General features: G+C 62.4%; 11 protein-coding genes. All 11 read right to left on the reverse strand.

Annotated features, from left to right (window positions below):
• Positions 1 to 315: 315 nt before the first annotated feature.
• Positions 316 to 1,239, reverse strand: a complete 924-nt coding sequence (locus J2R76_RS13650) for a glycosyltransferase family 2 protein (RefSeq protein ID WP_076833264.1) — start codon at positions 1,237 to 1,239, stop codon at positions 316 to 318.
• Positions 1,240 to 1,250: 11 nt separating this feature from the next.
• The gene (locus tag J2R76_RS13655; RefSeq protein ID WP_076833261.1) at positions 1,251 to 3,455 is read right to left on the reverse strand and encodes a glycoside hydrolase family 99-like domain-containing protein; all 2,205 of its coding nucleotides are present in this window, start codon (positions 3,453 to 3,455) and stop codon (positions 1,251 to 1,253) included.
• Between the two features lie 334 nt (positions 3,456 to 3,789).
• The gene (locus J2R76_RS13660) at positions 3,790 to 5,826 is read right to left on the reverse strand and encodes a tetratricopeptide repeat protein (protein WP_076833258.1); all 2,037 of its coding nucleotides are present in this window, start codon (positions 5,824 to 5,826) and stop codon (positions 3,790 to 3,792) included.
• Positions 5,823 to 7,169, reverse strand: coding sequence for an HlyD family type I secretion periplasmic adaptor subunit (locus J2R76_RS13665; RefSeq protein ID WP_076833256.1), 1,347 nt, complete (start codon positions 7,167 to 7,169; stop codon positions 5,823 to 5,825). The genes J2R76_RS13660 and J2R76_RS13665 overlap by 4 nt, the downstream gene beginning before the upstream one ends.
• Complete coding sequence (locus J2R76_RS13670; protein ID WP_057020230.1) at positions 7,159 to 9,393, reverse strand: peptidase domain-containing ABC transporter; 2,235 nt, start codon at positions 9,391 to 9,393, stop codon at positions 7,159 to 7,161. Before J2R76_RS13670 ends, J2R76_RS13665 begins: the two co-directional genes overlap by 11 nt.
• Positions 9,394 to 9,588: 195 nt before the next feature.
• Positions 9,589 to 10,203 carry a methyltransferase domain-containing protein gene (locus tag J2R76_RS13675; protein WP_057020229.1) on the reverse strand — a complete coding sequence of 205 codons (615 nt, stop codon included), beginning with the start codon at positions 10,201 to 10,203 and terminating at the stop codon, positions 9,589 to 9,591.
• Positions 10,204 to 10,664: 461 nt separating this feature from the next.
• Complete coding sequence (locus J2R76_RS13680) at positions 10,665 to 11,936, reverse strand: calcium-binding protein (protein ID WP_076833253.1); 1,272 nt, start codon at positions 11,934 to 11,936, stop codon at positions 10,665 to 10,667.
• Between the two features lie 667 nt (positions 11,937 to 12,603).
• Positions 12,604 to 13,758 (reverse strand): glycosyltransferase, encoded by a 1,155-nt coding sequence (locus tag J2R76_RS13685; RefSeq protein WP_076833251.1) that lies wholly within the window; start codon positions 13,756 to 13,758, stop codon positions 12,604 to 12,606.
• Positions 13,755 to 15,743: an alginate lyase family protein gene (locus tag J2R76_RS13690; RefSeq protein WP_076833248.1), complete on the reverse strand. Its 1,989-nt coding sequence runs from the start codon at positions 15,741 to 15,743 to the stop codon at positions 13,755 to 13,757. The genes J2R76_RS13685 and J2R76_RS13690 overlap by 4 nt, the downstream gene beginning before the upstream one ends.
• Position 15,744: 1 nt before the next feature.
• A complete protein-coding gene (locus tag J2R76_RS13695; protein ID WP_076833246.1) occupies positions 15,745 to 17,925 on the reverse strand; it encodes a bi-domain-containing oxidoreductase in 2,181 nt (726 codons plus the stop codon).
• A 111-nt stretch (positions 17,926 to 18,036) separates the two neighbouring features.
• Positions 18,037 to 19,287, reverse strand: a complete 1,251-nt coding sequence (locus tag J2R76_RS13700; RefSeq protein ID WP_244558969.1) for a glycosyl hydrolase — start codon at positions 19,285 to 19,287, stop codon at positions 18,037 to 18,039.
• Positions 19,288 to 19,370: the final 83 nt, after the last annotated feature.

The raw sequence follows: 19,370 nt of genomic DNA on the forward strand, positions 1-19,370 counted from the left end.
ACCGTGTCACGGGACCGGAACGATCGGAGATCGCCGATGGACGACGGGAATGAAGCAGTCCGCCAGTCGTTCGGGCTTACAAGAACGATGCTTTTGACATCGTTATCCGCAAGCCTCCCGCCCGGCGCGTTCAGCTTTTTGAGTTCCGGCACCCTGCTGCGGCTGCGGCACGCTCCAGACCTCTCGTCGGCGCAATTCGATCGGACGCCAGGCTCCCAGCCGACGAAGCGATGAAGCAATCGCTCGGTCTCCATCCCAATCAAGGCCCCGTTCCGATTGCGTCGGAACGGACAAGGCTGGCCTTGCATTGCTCGATCAGCGCCAGCGAACCGGCCGGGTCCGATCGTTCGACTCCACCGTCCGGTGTTCTACATGATAGGGCGCGTAGATCTGCTTCACCCAATAGTTGAAGTTCGGGTGCAGCTTCACGAAGTCATAGAATGAATCGCCGAAATTCGACGGACTGAGGCAGGTCTTGTTCTGAGGCCGTGACGCGATTGCATTCAGGCAATACGACATCATGCAAGCCTTTGTCTCGCTCTCTGCCACCTTGCTCAGACTTCGGAAACTGTTGGTTGAATGAAGTCGGTACAGATAGCGGTCGGTCTCGAGATAGGTCGGCTCGACCTTGGTTACCGCGCGCAACGCAAAGTCCCAGTCATGGCAGTATTTGAGATCGGCAAGCCAACCCACCTGCCGCAGCAGTTCACGGCTGAAGACAAAGTTTCCGGTCGATGCCGCGATCTGAGAATCCAGAAATGTCCATGACAACGGCGCACCTGCGATCTGGGCCCGATCGATCGCATAGCGCAGGCGCGTTGGAAACTGGAAGTTGCTGATCGACTTTCCATGTTCGTCGATTGGCTCAACCGCCGAGAAGCCGAAGAACAGCCGATCATTGGCATGCTTATCCGCGAACAGCCGAACCCGTTCCTTGGAAAAGGCATCGTCCGAATTCAAAAGGAAAATCATGTCGCCGTTCGTCAGCGATAATGCCCTGTTCCAGGTGTAGTGGGCGCCAAGATTTTGAGGGTTCTTGAGCAGCTTGCAGGAAACAAAGCGCTTTCCGAACGACCTCTTCTTGAGGACCCTCTGCGCCACTTCAAAACTCTTGTCCGGCGAATTGTCGTCTACGATGACGAGCTCGATGTCGGCAAACGTCTGTTGATAGACGGTCTCAAGGCATTCCTCAAGATACTGCTCATGCTTGTAGCACGCGATGACAACACTTGCGAGCATTGGTGGCGACCTCAACGTCTCACGATGATCGAGTGGCGAGACCGCACGAGTGCACTAGTCCCGTCGCCGACCTCCAGAACCGCGAGTTGATATTCACCATCCGGCAAATCTCGAATCGAGAAGGACAGCTGGAAACCGAAATAGCAGTCCTTGCTCTCGGCCTTCATATACTCCTTCACGTCCACGCGCTCGTGCCAATCTACGATCAGGCAATAGCCGCCGTTTGCTGCGCCATCCGGAGTAAGCCCCGACAGGACCAGGAATCCCGTTCTCTGTCGGCTGGCCTCAAAGGCGTTGCCCGCGCAAATCCATCCCCGCACCAATATCTCATAGCGCGGATCGACAATCACCCGTTCGCCGGTTTGAGAATTGATGTTCTCGATCACCAGCAACGAACCTGCCGGATTACCGGACGCGCCTTCTGCCTCCACTGGCGTGCCGCTTCTTACGCGCTGCACCCCCGAATGGGTGAGGCCCGACCGGTGCAGGCTTGCGAGCACTTCGACATGCGTCGAGGCTTCTTTTACCGCCCACTCAAGCTCCTGCCTGCTCAGGCAATCCAGCAAATCCGGGCTATTTCGAATCTGGGCCGAAATGGGCTCAGCCGAAGCGACCCTTCGCACGACCTCGAGAAACGCCCGTCCATGGCGCGAATCCGGCTCGAGATGCGCACCTTCCGCCCACTCGTTCCAGGAATTGATAAACACCAATGATTCGGAAAAGCTGTTGCCCTTGGCACGCAGGGTTGCATCGCGAAGCCAAACCTCAAACGCTTCCGGACTGGACCTGGTAAAGACGTGACCGCGCGGCCCCTTGCGAGGCGTATTGTCCCAACGCGGCATCACCGCAGGAAAGAACGGGAAGTCGTAGATCTTGCCGATCGACGATCGCATGGCGTCGACATAGTCGTACACCTTTCCAGCGAAGGCCGGCGGTGCATCGACTTCGGTCGGCGGCACCTCCCTTGTCGAGACCGTGTGCGGAGGAAACTCGATTGCCGCGTCGCAATTGACGTCGCGCGGATCGAACTCTCCGAACGTCATCGCATTGCAAATGAGAAGCTCGCCGATTCCGAGTTCTCTGGCTCGCTCGCGCCAAATCTCGAACAAGCGCTGCTTGTCCGGCAACAATGACGGCCTGTAGATGACGACGACCTTTCGACCGTCGACAGTTATGTAGCGCTCATCGAGCAGCAGGTCGGCCATGTCGTCGATAAAGCGGACATCGTCGTCCAGGGAGTGGTTTTGTCCCAACAGAAGCTCAGCGTCCGAGCCGTCCCACCGACGAGACCAATTCTCGTTTGCCCAGCAAATGCAGAAAGGCAGGTTCGGCTCGCCGTCCTCGAGCAGCAGCTGAAGCGGCTTTTCCAATAACCTTCGGCCCTGGAACCAATAGACGTAGTAGCAAAATCCATCGATGCCGTACTGGCGCGCAAGCTCGCCCTGCTGACGACGCGTTTCCGGCAGCCGGACGTCATAGAATCCAAGATCGGCCGGCAACCATGGGGACTCGTGTGCCGGAAACTGGGCACGCATGCGCGCGACGTTGGTCCACTCGGTAAACCCTGGCCCCCACCACCTGTCATTTTCATCAAATGAATGGAATTGCGGGAGGTAGAAGCAAATGTAGCGCACCTCCTTGGGAGGCGCGTCCGCCAGTCCAGCAACGATCCTGTTGTTGCTCGGAAACAACAGGTCGTCGTAGTCCGCGGTCGAGAACCCCAGCGCGACGATCAATTCGCCTGGCGTATAGTTCTCGAACAGGGGTATTTCGTAGTACTCGCCATCATTCAGGCTGATACGCAAATAGATCTGCGCACGCTTAGGCTCCACAAGCGCGTTTCTCAGGGCGCGCGCCAAGCGACGGCGCACTCCCGGCGCGGATAGATCGATACGAAATCCGGGACGTCCGATCACGCTCCGCGGACCTACGCGGGCCGGCATAGATCGGCCTGTCCGTCCCTCCTCGACACAGTGGGAACCGACAAAAAGCGCGATCGAAACGGTTGAAGCGGGCGACTGGGCATCGACAATCCAACCCGAAATCCCACGCCCCGAATACTCCAGTATCGCGCCGCGCAGACGCGATCCTGACTGGAGATCGCCTACGTCGGGATCCAGGAACAGGCTCTGCGGATGGTCGTCCTGCTGAACCGGACTGGCAACGGGCAACATATCCTTTGTATCCCTGACGCTCCGTTCGACCATCTTGTTCATTGCCACTCAATCTCCTGCCAACGCTCAGCGCCGGGTCCAGTTTCTCTTTCCCGGTCGCGCGGAAGTTCGATCCCGAGATCACGCTGCCTGACATGCCCGGATCGTGACCTCTTGATCCTTATCGATCATCTCCACACAACCAGAGGTACAATGAACATTTCTTCCGCGAACGCAACATTAGCGCAATCTCTCTGTCGTCGATGTGAAAACCATTGTTAGTTCTGCCTAGATTGTCACGCGGACTTGCCCGCTTCCGTGCCTTCGCGCTCAAAAACAAAGCTGTCCATCATCTCTGCCGTTGCCTGCGCGCGACGCGATGCCGCCTCCAACAATCTCAGCCAACGCTCTCGCCCATTGCCTGCAGACGACGTCGCGCGCCTTCGTTGTTCTGCTGCGCCGCTTGTCGATACCAGTACAGCGCCTGATCGCGATCCTGTGCGACGCCGTTGCCGGCGCGCAGCGCATCGCCAATTGCGAGTTGGGCTTCGATCATGCCCTGCTTCGCAGCGGCCTCGAACCATTCGGCCGCCTTCGCCGGATCGGCATCGCGGCCCTGTCCCCGGCCCAGCATCACGGCAAGGTTGTATTGCGCCGTCGTATGCCCCTGGCGCGCCGCCGCCTCGTACCACGTGACGCCGTTGGCGAGGTCCTGCTCGACGCCTTGTCCGGTGCAATACATCACCGCAAGCTTGAACTGCGCCGCAGCGTTGCCGCCGTCCGCGGCCTTGACGATCCAGCCGGCGGCGGCCTGCGGATCCTTGAGGCCGCTCTTGGGATCGGAATACAGTAGCGCCAATGTGTGCTGGGCTTCGACGTGACCGGCGCTTGCCGCACGTTTGAACCATTGGGCTGCGGCCGGAAGGTCGACGGCGCCGCCGGATCTTCCCATGTGAAGCCCGCCCAGCTGAAATGCCGCGGCCGGATGGCCGGCCTCGGCAGCGTCGGTCAGCAGCGCACGTGCCTGCGCAAGACGCTCCGCGGACGGTTCATCCTGGATAAGAAACATCGCATAGGCCGTCTTCGCATCGGCATCGCCGCCGTCGGCCGCCTTGCTGAGCCACTCCGCCGCGCGCACTTGATCGCGCGGCACGCCGTTGCCCGCCGAGTAGAGCCGGCCGAGCTGTACGCCTGCGGCGCTAATGCCTCCCTCGGACGCGCGCTCGAACCACTTGATCGCAGTGGCGACGTCGCGCGCCACGCCCCTGCCATTGAGATAGAACACCGCAATGTTGTGGGCCGCCGTGGCATGGCCGCCCTCCGCCGCACGCTCGAACCATTTCGCAGCCTGGCGGATGCTGGGCGGAACGCCGGTGCCGGTGGCATAGAAGCGTCCGGTCAGGAACTGCGCCTGCGTATCGCCGCGCTCGGCCGCCTTCTCGTACCAATATGCCGCCTCGCGCAGATCCGGCTCGGCGGCAGTTCCGAGCGCATAGAACTCAGCCAGCGCCTGGATCGCCGGCAGGTAGTCCTTCCGCGCCGCCTTGCGCAATGCGGTCTCGGCCCTGTCGAGATCCTTGACAGCCCCTTTGCCGCTCAACCGCAGCAGTGCAATGTTGTAGAGCGCGATCGTATCGTCATGGACAGCGGCGCTCTGGAACAGTCGCGCGGCTTCCTCGACATTTTGGGGAAGCCCGGTGCCCTTGAGGCACATGAAAGCGAGCGCAACCTGTGCGCGCACATGTCCCTGTTCCGCGGCCTTGTGATACCAGATCGCGGCCTGCGCGAAATCGACGGGAACGCCCCGCCCCTGATAATACACATCGCCAAGCGCGAACTCACCGGCCGCCGCCTTCTGCTCGGCCGCGGCCTCGTACCAGCGCAGGGCGGCAGCGTGATCTTTCGTGCAGCCTTGCCCGTTGGCGTACATATCGCCAAGGATCGCTTGCGCCTCCGCTTTGCCGGCCTCCGCCGCCACCGATAACCAGAGGAACGCGCCGTCGATATCCCTGGGCACGCCGATTCCGTTCGGGAAAACCAGATCGTGGAGGTTGACTGCCTTGTCGCCCAGACGCGCCGCAGTGGATTGCCGCCACATCTCTGGCCTGTTCGGTCCAACCGTGGCGTTGACGCCGTTGAAGTAGATCAAGCCAAGCTGGAATTGGGCTTCGGTATGTCCCTTCAGGGCGGCGCGTTCGTACCACGCGACCGCATCCGGAAGGCTGCCGATAACGCCCTCGTTCCGCGCATAGAGCAACCCGATCCGGTAATCCGCCTCCGGATCGCCGGCTTGCGAGGCGAGCCGCCAAAACCGCAACGCCTCGAGATATTGCTGGTTCTCGTACGCCTCCAGCCCCCGTTCAAACGGCTTCGAGTCTGAACGGGACGAGCCGGGGCGCAGCAAGTCGAGAAGGGAACGCGTCGATACCGTCATGGCTCGCGCATTGCTTCTTTTGCGCTGCGCAGCATGCCGCCGAGCAGATACATCGCCACCGAGCGGGTGCCGACATTGACATCACCCTGCAGCGTCATGCCGGGGATGAGGCGAAAGGTCTTCGGAACATCCTTGAAGTTGGTCTGGTCGACCGAACACCGCGCCTTATAGAAGGCGTCGACAGGCTTTCCATCATCGTCGTTCGTGAAGGCGCCTTCGCTGATCCAGCGAATCTTGCCTTCGGCCGTACCGTGCTCCGCCGCGTTGAACGCATCGACCTTCATCGTGCAGGGGTCGTTGGGCCGGACGAAGCCGACGTCGCGCGACAGGATCTGGATCTCCGCCTCGAGCCGCGTCTTGAGCGGCATCAGCGTGATGAAGGGATCACCCGGCTTCAGCACGGACCCGACCGAGAGCTTGGCGAGGGTCAAGACGACCGATGGCTCGGCAGCCGTCCACCGCACGAGGTCCTGATGCTTGATCGCCTTGTCATACTGTGAGCGGGCCGTATCAAGGTTGTTGCGCGTCGTGACCAGATCCTGGCTCAGCTGCGCGTTCCACTGCTCGGTGAAGGCGTTGCGATCCGCCTTCAAGGAATCCAGCTGGTGCTGCGCTTCAAGCAAAGTGTTGTGCGTGTTGTCGATCTGACGCAACAGCTCCAGGCGCGTGTCCTGCGACAGATACAGGTTCAGCTTGGACCCGCTGCCGCTTTCGGCGAGCGTCGAGCGCATGTCCTCGATCTTGCCGGCGATCTCGGCACGCTGACTGTACCGCTCGTCGTCCTTCTTCGACTTCTGGATCGTCGCTTCGGTTTGGCTGATCTTGGAATCGTAGCTGTTCACCTGTGCGTGGTACTGCGCGACGCGCTGGTCGTAGAGCGCCTTTTGCAAGGAGTTGTATCTGGTGACATCAGGATCGTTGGATTGGCCGTACGACAACGGCTTTCCGGACAATTCGGCCTCGTCCCGGGCGACCTGCGCCTCAAGGCTCGCAACCTGCAGCTTGTACTGCGTGACATCGGCAGCCGTGAACGTCGAGTCCAGAGTCGCGAGCAATTGTCCCGTCTCAACCTGCTGACCTTCCCGAACATCGATCGTCTTGATGATGGACGCGTCCAAAGCCTGCAGGACGTTGATCTGATCGACGGGAACGATCTTGCCGCCCACGCTCGTGATCACGCGATCGACGCGCGTGAAGCACATGATCGCCACGACGGCGGCGAGGAACCCCACCAGGACGAACAGCGTTGCGCGGGCCAGCAACGGCTCGGCGGCCTCGCGGATCGCATCGGTCTCGGACTGGAACTGGCGAACGGTCGCGAGCGAAGCTTGATTAGGAGACAAGGGTCGGACTCCTGAAATTCTTTTCATTGCGGCCCGCCGGCGCAAGGTGAGTGTTCTGCTGGTACCAGAGCGAGCTGTAGATGTCGTTCCGTTCAAGAAGTTCCTCATGACGACCGATATCGTCGACGACGCCGCGGTTGAGAACGAGGATCGCGTCGGCCTTCGTCAGCGACGACAGACGGTGCGAGATGATGATCAGCGTGCGGCCATGGGCAATCCGCGAAATATTCGCGTTCACGATCGTCTCGCTCTCCGCATCGAGCGCGCTGGTCGCTTCGTCCAGGATCAGAATCGGCGGATTGACGATCAGCGCTCGCGCGATCGCGAGGCGCTGGCGCTGGCCGCCGGAAAGATTCGTGGATCCCTCGTAGATATAGGTCTCATAGCCTCGCGGCAGCTTGTCGATGAATTCCTCGGCACCGGCCAATCGCGCCGCCCTGACGATGTCATCGAAGGTCGCATCGGGCTTTGCGGCCGCAATATTCTCGCGGATCGTGCCGCTGAACAGGAAGTTCTCCTGCAGCACGACGCCGACGTTGCGCCGGAGATGGTCGACGTCGTATTCGCGGACATCGATACCGTCGACCTTGATCAGTCCGCCATAGTCGGAGTGCAGGCGTTGCAATAGCCGCGTGATCGTGGTCTTGCCCGAGCCGCTCTTGCCCATCACGCCCAGCGTCGTACCGAGCGGAATCTCGAAGGAAATATTGTTGAGCGCCGGCGACACCGCGCCCTTGTACTTGAACGTGACGCCGGAGAATTCGACCAGCCCCTTCAGCGGGACCCTCACACCATGGCCGGAGCGTCCCTCCTCGGCCGGCTGATTCACCAGCCTGCCGACGATCGTGACCGCGGTGCGCGCCTCGTCATATTGGTTGATGAGCTGGGCCATCTGCATCAGCGGGCCGGCAACGCGCTGCGACAGCATCAGAAAGGCAAACAGCGCGCCAACATAGACCGGATCGCCACTCGACACGGCCATGTAGACGCCGAACGCATAGGGAGCACTCACCGCCAGCCGCTCCAACGGCTTCACCAGCGTCTGGATGGCGGTTCCGGTCATGCCTTCCGCAAGCCGCGCCTTGGCGACGCGCGCCACCAGCACGTCCCACATGTGGCGCTGGCGCGCATCGAGCGCCAGCGATTTGATGGTCCGCATGCCGTTCAGGCTCTGGATCAGAAACGCTCCCTGTGCCCCTTCGGCCGCCAGGGTTGCCGAGGACTTCTTCCGATAGGCGGGCAGCATCACGATCAGCCAGGTCACGATCATCGCAGCAAAGGCAAGAACCATCAGCGTCATGAGCGGGCTGAAGAAGAACATGACGGGCAGGAAGAAGAACAGCGTCGTCGAATCGAGAATGGTCCCGAACAACTGCCCGGTCAGAAAGCCGCGAATTCGAAATACTTCGCGGATATCCCGGGAAATCAGGCCGACGGGATTCTGCTCGAAGTAGTCGATCGGCAGATTGAGCACCTTCTCGAACACGTAGGTCGACAGTTTGACGTCGAGGCGTGCCGTCAAACGCTGAACCAGATACTGCCGCAGGAACGAGAATGCCGCCTCGAACACGATGACCACGAGCATCGCAGTACACAGCACATAGAACGTGTTGTAGGCCTTGTAGAAGATAACCTTGTCCGAGAGCAGCCGCCAGAACATGATCGGTGCCAGGCCCATGAAGCCCAGGATCAGCGCCGCAATCGCGACGTCGCGCAGGATGCGCCGTTCGCGGAACAACAATGCGGTGACAAAGCCGAAGCTGAACGGCTGCGTCTCGTCGGAAATCTCATAGTCGCGCTTGGCCATGACGACGTCGCCCGACCAGATGTCCTCAAAGCGCGGCTGATCGATGACGAGCAGCGCGTCCTCGCTCGCGTTCGGATCCTGCAGGACCACCCGGGAGCTGTTCTCGTCGCCTTCGAGGCGCAGCAGCACCATGTGGCTGCCGTCGCGCAGCCGAACGATGGCCGGCAGCGCCCTCTTGAGATGGCTCAGACCCTTCCAGTCCAGCGTGACGGCCTTTGCCGTCATGCCCGAGGAATTCGCACACTTCAAAAGCTCGGCCAGCGTGACTTCCTGATCGCCCAGGAGGTTGTCGTGGATCAGCTGGGACGGGGTCAGATGCAAGCCATGCTGCCTTGCCACGATGACGAGACAAGCGAGGCCCGAAGGTGGCAGCGCCTCCACCGAAGGTGCGCCGACGAGCGAGAGGTGTTTGGTCATGGATGCCTCGAAGTTTCGACTGCGCAAGGTCCGGTCCCAGCGAGATATAACGTATCACTGTTAGTTCGCTAACGCAGCATTTTCAGCGCGTCACCCGAAAAAGATATGTTTCACGGCAGGCCGCGAAGCCACTTTCGAGCACGTTCTCGCGCGATTTAACCAGGGAACCTTATAACATTGTTTAACATCGACAAATCACGAGTCGGCGGTCACCGTCTCCTGGAAGTCGAATCCGCAGGCCTCCAGCTGCGGCCTGATCCGCTCATCCCTGGCCTCCGGCATGAGTGCCAATGCACAGATCTCAAAATTCCCGCTCCGAACGGAAACCGTCGGAAAGCCGGCGCTGAGCAGCAGGTTTCCCATCCGCTCGGTCGAAAAGCCGGTCTTGTGCGCCATGTGATAGCGCCCCTGTTCGATCGCGCCGGAATGCCCGTAGATCATGTCCAATGGCCGGATCGGACCGGCCGGCGAGACGTAAGCGATCGCGCCGAGGCCGCGCGTCAACATGTGCTGCGCGACCGCCTCGAGGTCGGGAGACATGATCAACGCGAATCCGTCCGGCTTGAGGACTTGGCGGAACTGGACGAATGTGGGGTGAACCTCATGGGCGTAGAGATGCTCCATAACATGAGAACACCAGATCGCGTCGAACGAGGCCGCCGGGAACAACCGGGCAAGATCGGTAATCGACCCGACGACGTCGGGGCTCACGCCGCCGTCGACGTCCAATCGAATCTCGTCCCATTCATGCGATGTCAGGAGCGGCTGGATGCGCTTGGTAACCGTCGATCCAGCGCCGGCATTCAGCATTTTTTTCTTGGCCAATTCGAGAGCTCCGCGAGTTCGTTAAGCGGCTGGGTTCTGCAGCGATCGTTCGTCTTGAACAAAGGTGCCAGGGCCGCAGATAGCCATCGGGCGCAGCTCCGTTGTGTCAAGCGAGCGGCAAGGCTTTACAAAAGCTACGTGGTCCGAATGTGACGAACTAACTTATAACATCCATTGGCGGAAATGCCCCGGGCGGAACTTGTGATTGATTCGATGCATCCGACGCGAATCGGCCGACAAAGTTCCAATCGGAATGCGCGCATGCGCTTCCCCTTGAGGCGAGCCGTCGAACTCATCGCAGGTGCGTCATGATCATCAACGGCAGCGTATTCGATTGTTCAATTTCAATTACCCATTCCTGACGGCCATGCCGGCGATCAAAGAAAAAAAAGCGCCGCCTCAACCTCGGTTGGGGCGGCGCTTTCGCTTAGTGCAGACCTAGGATCTTACAGCTTGGTCGAGTTACCATCGTTGAAGATCAGGTATTCGATGTTGCTGATCTGGGTCACCTGACCATTGCTGAAGGTGATGTCCATAGAACCGTTCGATCCAGAGCTGATGTTGCTCACGTCGGTCGAAGCGTGATCCAGGAAGGTCAGGGAGTCCTTGTTGCCGCCACCGCCATCGATGGTGTCGCTGCTGGTGGCGTTGTTCAGGTAGAAGTAGTCCTGACCGGAGCCGCCGACCATCGAAGCCGTACCGGTGTCGGAGCCGACGAACGAGTCCTTGCCGTCGCCGCCGATCAGCGTCTGCGTGCCGGAGCCGGCGACCAGCGTATCGTTGCCGGAACCGCCATGCAGCGTGTCGTTGCCGGCACCGCCATAGAGCGAGTCGTTGCCGGCACCGCCATCGAGCGAGGTCGCGTGCGACGCATCGCTGCCCGAGTAGAGCACGTCCTTGCCGTTGCCGCCGAACTCAGCAGCAGTCTGAGCACCGCCGACAAGGAGGTCATTGCCGTTGCCGCCATGCAGCGTGTCGACCCCGGAGCCGCCATACAGCGAGTCGTTGCCGGCGCCGCCATCCAGGCTGTCGTTGCCCGCACCACCGTACAGCGCATCGTTGCCCTTGCCGCCATCCAGCGTGCTGGAATTGCCGGCGGTGCTGCCGGACACCAGCACGTCCTTGCCGTCACCGCCACTCAACTGCGACGAGCTGCCGCCGTAGAGCGTGTCGTTGCCGGAGCCACCGTTCAGGGTGTCGGCACCGGAGCCGAACAGCAGATCGTTGCCCTTGCCGCCATCCAGCGTGCTGTGACCGGAGACGTTGTCGACCAGCACGTCGTTGCCGGAGCCGGCATCGATCGAGTCGTGACCGGCACCGCCGAAGATCGTGTCGTTGCCGGAGCCGGTGAGAACCGTCGTGTCGCCGGTATTGTTGATGAACACCTGATCGTTGCCGTGGCCGGTCGCGACCAGCACCGGGGTGCTGCCGTTCACCGTCAGCGTGACGTCCTTGTTGGTGTCCTCGATGATCGCCTTCAGGTTGGCGTCGGTGTTAACGGTGTTAATCGGGTTGGTTTCGATCAGAACATTGGCGTTCGGATCCGGGTTGGTGATCCCAGCCCCTTCCTGCACCGGAATCGTCGCGCCGTTATCCGGGCTGGTGTATCCGATCCCCGCGTTGATCAGATAGTCAAGAATCTGTTGCTGGGTCGAGTGATCGATCGTTCCGTTGATCGCGTGTTTGAGGTCCGTCTGGTCTAGATTGTAAGTCGCCATCGATGTAGCCCCTGCTTGGGATACGAGGATTCAAGCCGCTCGCCCACACATAAGCTGTTGATTCACAACTGGTTTGTTGCGACGCAACTCAAATGTGGACCCAGGTTACGAACTTGTTAAGTCCATTGTTAAGACCGTTAGCCCGGAGTGTCAATCAGCAATGCGCTGTTAACACCTGGTTCCCTGAGATTTATGCGGGACTTAGCACTACTTCGAATGCACCATAACATTCAACGCGCGCCCATCGCCAATGTTAGCCGCGACGCAAAAAAGGGTAGCGATTATACGGGGTTTCACGCCCCCCCGGATACCGCGGGAGCGCAGAATTTCGCTGATGCCGTGAGCGCTTCGACGCGATTTTCTGACCTGAAAAAAATATTTCTGCATCGCATGAGACGTTTTGCAAAAAAGCGTCAAACTTCGCAGCCGGCGCCCCACCGGCCAGTGTTATAGCGCCCCTTGGCAGCAGTTTGCGGGCTCGATCAAGCGAGATCCACGGAATCACCCGCAGAATCAGCGCCGTTCGACCGCAAGATCAAAAACCTGGCGCGATGCCGCTCAGACACCCTGCTGTAACAAATTAACACCAGATTTGCCGCAATATGTTAGCAACGCCGGCATGGAACCGGCGATGCCCGATCGCGGGCAGAGCGCCGACCTGCGGCGATCATCCCCCGGCGGCCCGCGCGTAGATGGCCTCGAGCAGCCGGCGGTTCTCGTCCGGCGCGTAGCGCTCGAGATAGGCCGCTCGTGCGGCCCGTCCCCATGCGGCGGTCAGTTCGGCGGCGCCGAGAACCTCACTGATCCGATTTCGGAGCGTGGCCGCGTCGCCCGGCGGCACCAGCGCGCCGGTCTTGCCGGCGCTCACCACCTCGGCAAGTCCGCCGATCTCGGAGGCGATGACCGGCGTGCCGCACGCGAAGGCCTCGACCACGACAATCGGAAATCCTTCGTACCATAGCGACGGCACCACCAATGCCCGGGCATTCGCCATTTCCCGCAGCACCTCATCGCGCGAGAGCCCGCCCAGGAAGGTGACATGATCGGAAGCCCGAGCCTCCAACGCAGCACGCTCCGGCCCCTCGCCCACGACGCGCAAGGGCACGCCGGTCCCCGCAACGGCCTCGAGCAGCACGCCGACGCCCTTCTCGCGGCTCAGCCGTCCAACATAGAGTAGCCCGCTGCGCGGCGTGGCTGCATCGGGCGCCCCCGGATCGACCATGAAATTCGGTTTCACGTCGATCCGATCGGCGTCGAAGCCGGCCTGCGTGAACAGGGTTTTGGCGAACTGCGTCAGCGCGATCAGGCGCAGGCCGGGACGCGTCCAGGTGCCGCGGCGCTGGTGCTGCGCGATCATGTAGGCCGAGGCGATCGAGCCCGGAAGCGATCCGCGGTAGCAGCGGTGCACGACGCCCCAGAGGTGTCCGCGATCGAGGCACTTGTGGCAGATGCGGCCGTCGCGCAGCAGCATGCCGCCGGTGCAGATGCTGCGATAATTGTGCAGGGTCGCCACCGCGGGCACGCACTTTTGCCGGCAGAGATCGAACACGGCGGGCGACAGCAGCGGGAAGAAATTGTGGACGTGCACAACGTCGGGGCGAAAGCGGTCGATCGCTTCCGCCACGACCCGCTTTCCCTCCGCATTATCGGCGATCGACAGCGTGGTCGTGATGCGCGCGGGGAGCGAATTGATCGCCGCGTTGCTGACCGTGAGCGTTTCAACGCTGTGTCCTGCGGCGCGCAGCAGGTCGACTTCCGCTTCAAACACGACATCCTCGCCGCCGCGTCCCTGATACCTGTTGTGAGCGACCAGGATCTTCATGATCCGGCCGGGTCTGAAAACCAGCGCAGCTCGGTCACCAGGTTTTGCCCGCCCGCGAGCGTACCGCAGCCGATCAAGGTCGTCGCCGGCACCTTGAGATCGAAGGACGGCGAATGCCAGCCGGCCGGCATGATCTCGTCACCCCGATACGGCACCCAGCTGAGGGCCGCCGGCAGATCGAGCTCGCCGCGCCCGCCGGGCCATGCGAGCTGCGCCCTGTGCCCTTCGAGCCTGCATTCGACCTCGGGACCGAGATGCCAGCTGAGGCTCGCCGGCACCGCAAGCGCTTCATCAGCAAGCACGGTATCGGTGACGACGAGCCGCGCCGCCTGACGCTGCAATTGCGCCGAGCGGCGATGCACGACACCTGCTTCGTCGCGATATCCCGAATGCTCCGCGACCCAGTTCGCATCCGCATCGCGATCGTCCAGGCCGCTGGCGGCGACAAGCCGGCTCTGCGCATGCCTTGTCCAGAGAAAAGGCCCGCCCGACCCCGACTGGTCGCGCGCGAACAGGCACAGCGTGTTGTGCGCCAGCGTGGAGCGGAAGTAGGCCCGCCATCGCGGATCGCCATGGTAGCAATAGGTGCCGGGATCGGCGAAGATCTCCGCACCGCCGATCCTGCATTCGAGCGACAACGCGTCCGCATGGGCGTGGGCGGCAATGCGGCCGAAGCCATGCGGGCCATGGTCACAGCGGCACCACACCGCGCGGTCGGAATCGATCAGAAAGGTCTGTCCCGCCCCCTCGAGCAGATGCGGGCGGCGCTTGGGCCGCCCGGCGATCGCTCGGGCCTCGATGCCGTCGGTGAGCACAAAGCTGCGCAGATCGGGCTCCGGCGATGTGGGCCACCATGGCAGAGCGCCGAACAGGCGCGCGCCGCTGGCGAGCAAGCCGAGCCAGCGATTGCCGGCGTGATCGTCGAGCAACAGGCCGATGCCGTCGTCGCCATCGCCCTGCCGCGGCGGATGACCGCGATCGTCCAGCATCGCAGCAATGACGTCGCTCATGCGGCACATCGTGGTCCACACCGCATCGCCAAGCGGATGTCCGGAGGACTCGCCCTGCACTGCCGCCGCCAGCAGCAGTTCGAGAACAAAGCCATGATAATCGGTCGCGAGCTCGCTGTTGCTGCCGCAGGCAAGCGTCTGCGCAACGGCTTCGTGCGCCAGTGTGGCGGCCGATTGCTCGCGCCATCGCGCACTGTCCTGGAAGAACGGAAACACGCAAGCCGCCACGAACTGCCCGGCAGCCTCCGCGATGAGGTGGTTGTTGGCCGAGGAGCCACGGCTTGGGAACTGCGACAGCCAGTATTGATGCGCATAGAGCTGCGTCAGGAACAGTTCGTTGTCCTCGAACAGCGCGGCAGCGCCGGGCCAGTTCTGCAGCAGCTGACGTACCCAGGCCCATGAGATCAGCCGCACGCCAAGCTCGATGCCGCTGATCCAGTGCGGGCCGCGCGGGAACGGATTTTCGCGCCACCAGCTCACCAGATGCTCGGCCGCGCGCACGGCGTAGCGCTCGTCGGAGGTCAGGTAATACGCGGCCGCGAGCACCGTGAGATGGTGGTGACGCGACGGCTCCCAGATGTATTTGATGTTTCCGACCGCGGTTTCGTCACGATAGGGAACCGCGAATGCGTGCACGCCGGCCGGCGCCCGCTTGCCGCTTCTGATATCGACGAACCAGTCGGGCCATTCGCCGAGGGCCCCATGATCCCTGGCGAAAATCCGCCAGTGCCCGGCGAGAATCCGATCGGCGATCTGGATCAGCCGTTCGGCGGCCTGTTGCGGGGCGCTCGCCCGCGAAGGCAGCGGCTTCAGGCGCGGCTGCCGCGGGCCGGCAGCGAGCCTGGCGCCGGCACGCCGCGCGATATCCGGCGGAGTGATCCGCCAGAGCAAATGCAGCACCTGGTCGTTCACCCGCCCCGCAAGCTCGGACGGCTCCATGCGCTGCAGCCTGCGCAGATACCAGGCCGGATTCATCTCACGCCGTCGAGGCGTGCGCGACGCCCTGCTCTGCCGCGCCGGCCGTCAGATCGATCGGCATCCCGGCGGCCGCGCTTTCCTGCACGGCAAGCGTTGCGCGCGTGGTCGCCAGCAGCGAGTCGAGCGCGATCGGCATCGCGGCTCCCGATGCGACCGCTGCGATGAAGGCATCCAGCATCGGCCGCTGGCCCTTGTCGAGCCGCGCTGTCTTCGCCGTGCGCTGTCCGGCGTGCCAGACCTCGAAGCCCGAGAAATTGTCGAAGGCGGCAAAACCCGTGCTTGCCGATATCTCGAGCGCTTCCTTCGGCACCCGCGGATCGCCGCCGGTGAGATAGCTGAGACTCGCGACCGAACCGTCGGCAAAATCGAAGGTGGCGACGAGATTGTCGACGTCCTTCCCCGCCGTGCTCGCGGAGACACGCACCGGCTCGGCGCCGAGCCACCAGCACAACACGTCGATGAAATGGCCGCCCTCGCCGACGAAGCGGCTGCCTTCGCTCTCGGCCTGCAGATACCAGGACGATTTCTCCAGCGGCCCGGCGATGACGCGATATTGCAGGGTCTGCGGTCCTGCCGGCGCGAATGCCGCGCGCATGCCCTGCAGCAGCGGCGAAAAGCGGCGGTTGAAGCCGACCATCAGCCGGCTGTTGCCGGTTTCCCGGATCACCTGCTCCAATCGATCGAGCGAGCTTGTATCGATCGCCAAGGGCTTCTCGACAAACACCGCCTTGCCGGCGCGCAGCGCCTGCGTCGCGAGGTCGGCATGGGAGGCATGGCGCGTTGCGATCAGCACGGCATCGATGTCGTCGGCGCCGAGCACCGAGGCCGCATCCGTCGAGGCACGCGCGAAGCCGAACTTGCGGACTGCCGTGGCGCCGCTCAGGCCGGTATTGGTGGCGACCTCGACGAGATCGACGCGCTGGTTGCTCGCAAGCTGCGGCAACAGCATGCTGGAGGCATAATTGCCGGCGCCGATGACGCCGAGCCGCACCCGGCCGCTGCGCAGGGCAACCGCCGGACGATAGGTCATCTGCATCGCGCGGGGAGCGGCGTCCGGATAGGCGAACACCATGCCGAGACCGACCTCGCCACGGCTCATGCGCTCGAACGCCGACGTCGCCTGCTCCAGCGGCACCGTTTCGGAAATCAGCGAGGAAAAATCGAGCCGCCCGTCGGCGAGCAGCGCGACGATCGCCTCCATATTGCGCTTCTCGGTCCAGCGCACATGACCGATCGGATAATCGATGCCGCCCTCCTCATAGAGCGGATCGTAGCGGCCGGGGCCGTAGGAGCGCGAGAAGCGCACGTCGAGCTCCTTGTCGTAGAATTCGCTCCACGGCAGGTTCAGCGTGCATTTGCCGATATCGACAATGCGGCCGCGGTCGCGCAGCAGCGCCGCCGAACGCGACGCGAGATCGGGATCGTCGCTGCCTGCGGTGATGAACACGCAATCGACGCCGTTGCCTGCGGTCAGCTGGTCGATCCGTGCGCGGAATTCGGCCGCGGCATCATCCGATGCGACGGCACAGACCGCGGCGCCAGCAGCCTCCGCCTGCCGGCATCGCGCCTCCAGCCTGTCGAGCCCGACGACCACGACACCGGCGCTGCGCAGCAGCCGCACCATGATCTGCCCGATCAGGCCAAGGCCGATCACGCAGGCGGTCTCGCCGAAACGGATCTCCGACTGGCGCATCGCCTGCAGCGCGATCGAGGCGATCGTGGTGAATGCGGCCTGGTCCAGCGCAGCGCTGTCCGGCAGCGGCACGCAGAGGTTCACCGGCACCCAATTATATTCGGCGTGGGTTGCATATTGATTGCCGCCGCAGCAGACACGCTGTCCGACCGAGAAGCCGCCGACGCCCTCGCCCACCTCCACGACGGTGCCCGACAGCGAGTAGCCGAGCGGCGTGTAGGAATCGAGGCGGTTCATCACCTTCTGATAGGTCGCAGCCAACCCCTGCTGACGGACCGAACGCACCACCTTGGCAACCTGGTCAGGTCGCGCGCGCGCCTTGCCGAGCAGCGACAGGCGGCCTTCGGTGAACTTCATCATCTCGGTGCCGGTCGACACCGCCGAGAACGCCGTGCGCACCAAAACCCCGCCGGGGCGGCAGCGCGGCGCCGGCACATCGATCAGCTTGAGCTCGCCGCTCTTATAGTTCTGCGCGATCTGCTTCACGGTCGGTCAATCGCCTCAAGTTAACAGCGCTCCTTGTATCGCGCCTGCCGCCCGCAATGAAGCCAGGATCATCGTCATAATTATCTCATTGCCGGAGACTTAACATTGTTATCATTCCAGCAACAGGACCGGTTTTGGCGAGATCTCGACCTCGCCGTTGGCGACAGGCCCTTCGCCGCCGTCGAGGCCCTGGTAAAGGCTGAAGCGCGGGTCGACCCGATAAACGGACCGGCCTTTGGTGGTCCAGAGGATCAAGCCGTTGCGGCCATCCGGCATGCGAAGCTCGACGCGCCAGGTCGACGGCGACGTCCTGCCTGCCGCCACGACGCTTGCACCGACCAACCAGGACTGGATCGTGCGGTAGGCAATTCCGCTCGGAAGCAGCCCGCGCGCCGGGTCCCATAATTTTCCAAAGTCGCTGCCGCCTCCGGCAAACTCGTACCAATAGAACCGGTCGACGCCGCTGATCCATTTCAGGATGTAGGCGCGCGCCAGACACCCGTCCGGATTGTCCTCATAGGACGACCAGCCGGCCTCGGTGTCCCAGATTGGCCTCGCGGACAGGTCGTGTGCGGCGAGGATTTTCTTGAAGCGCGCAATGATTCCAATCACCGCTTCGGGTTCGCTCGTGTAGCCGTGGAAGGCGAACACATCGGCATATTGTCCGCCGCCTTGCGCCATGAAGGCCTGTTGCCAGCGATATCCGTCCGGCGTGCCGTTGGACGGCGGTGTCAGCACGGTCAAGGTGGGATCGCTGGCTTTAATGATCTCGTAGGCCCGCTTCTGCAGCTGGACCATGGTCGCGATATCGCCCGAGTAATATTTGGGATCCTCGGGCTCGTTCCAGATTTCCCAGTATTTGATGCGGCCGGCGGCGCGCGCCACGGCCGCGCGCACCCAGTCGTCCCATGACGCGAGATCGGCCGGCGGTGAGCTGGCGCCGGGCGTGAACGCCGGCGGCGCATCCTTCACCGACGCGGCCCAGCGCGGCGTATAGGCGAGATTGAGAACGATCTCGACGTGTTCTCGCTCGGCCGCCGCCAGGATGGCATCGAAGCGCGCCCAATTGTAGATGCCGGGCGCCGGATTAATCTGTGCCCAGTAGATCGCGCCCCATAGCCGAACGCCGTCGAATTTGAGCTCCGGCCAGGGCTGCGACTTTGGCTGCGACTGTCCGATCGCATTGATGGCCATGCCGAAAAGCGTCGGCGGGATCACCGCGTTCACGCGGCTCGCATTCAGCGCATCGCTTGACGTCGAACCATTCCACTGCAGCGGCCATTTGTAGGCCAGCGGCAGCACCGCGCTCAAAACCAGCGCAATCAATGCCCTTTGGCCCCAATCCCTCACTCTGCCTGCCATGTCCCTGTCTCGTCGCCGTCACATCGGTGCCGGGATTGCATAGTGGAAGCCGCACATGTTAATGCCGATGTTAGTCGGATTGT

Origin of the sequence: Bradyrhizobium sp. USDA 4532, from assembly GCF_024171315.1 — a bacterium.
Classification (GTDB): Bacteria; Pseudomonadota; Alphaproteobacteria; order Rhizobiales; family Xanthobacteraceae; genus Bradyrhizobium; species Bradyrhizobium australafricanum.

Bases quoted from the DNA above. Each gene is read 5' to 3' on its own strand.
- J2R76_RS13650 (WP_076833264.1), bottom strand. From the start codon at position 1,239: ATGCTCGCAAGTGTTGTCATCGCGTGCTACAAGCATGAGCAGTATCTT.
- J2R76_RS13655 (WP_076833261.1), bottom strand. From the start codon at position 3,455: ATGAACAAGATGGTCGAACGGAGCGTCAGGGATACAAAGGATATGTTG.
- J2R76_RS13660 (WP_076833258.1), bottom strand. From the start codon at position 5,826: ATGACGGTATCGACGCGTTCCCTTCTCGACTTGCTGCGCCCCGGCTCG.
- J2R76_RS13670 (WP_057020230.1), bottom strand. From the start codon at position 9,393: ATGACCAAACACCTCTCGCTCGTCGGCGCACCTTCGGTGGAGGCGCTG.
- J2R76_RS13675 (WP_057020229.1), bottom strand. From the start codon at position 10,203: ATGCTGAATGCCGGCGCTGGATCGACGGTTACCAAGCGCATCCAGCCG.
- J2R76_RS13680 (WP_076833253.1), bottom strand. From the start codon at position 11,936: ATGGCGACTTACAATCTAGACCAGACGGACCTCAAACACGCGATCAAC.
- J2R76_RS13685 (WP_076833251.1), bottom strand. From the start codon at position 13,758: ATGAAGATCCTGGTCGCTCACAACAGGTATCAGGGACGCGGCGGCGAG.
- J2R76_RS13690 (WP_076833248.1), bottom strand. From the start codon at position 15,743: ATGAATCCGGCCTGGTATCTGCGCAGGCTGCAGCGCATGGAGCCGTCC.
- J2R76_RS13700 (WP_244558969.1), bottom strand. From the start codon at position 19,287: ATGGCAGGCAGAGTGAGGGATTGGGGCCAAAGGGCATTGATTGCGCTG.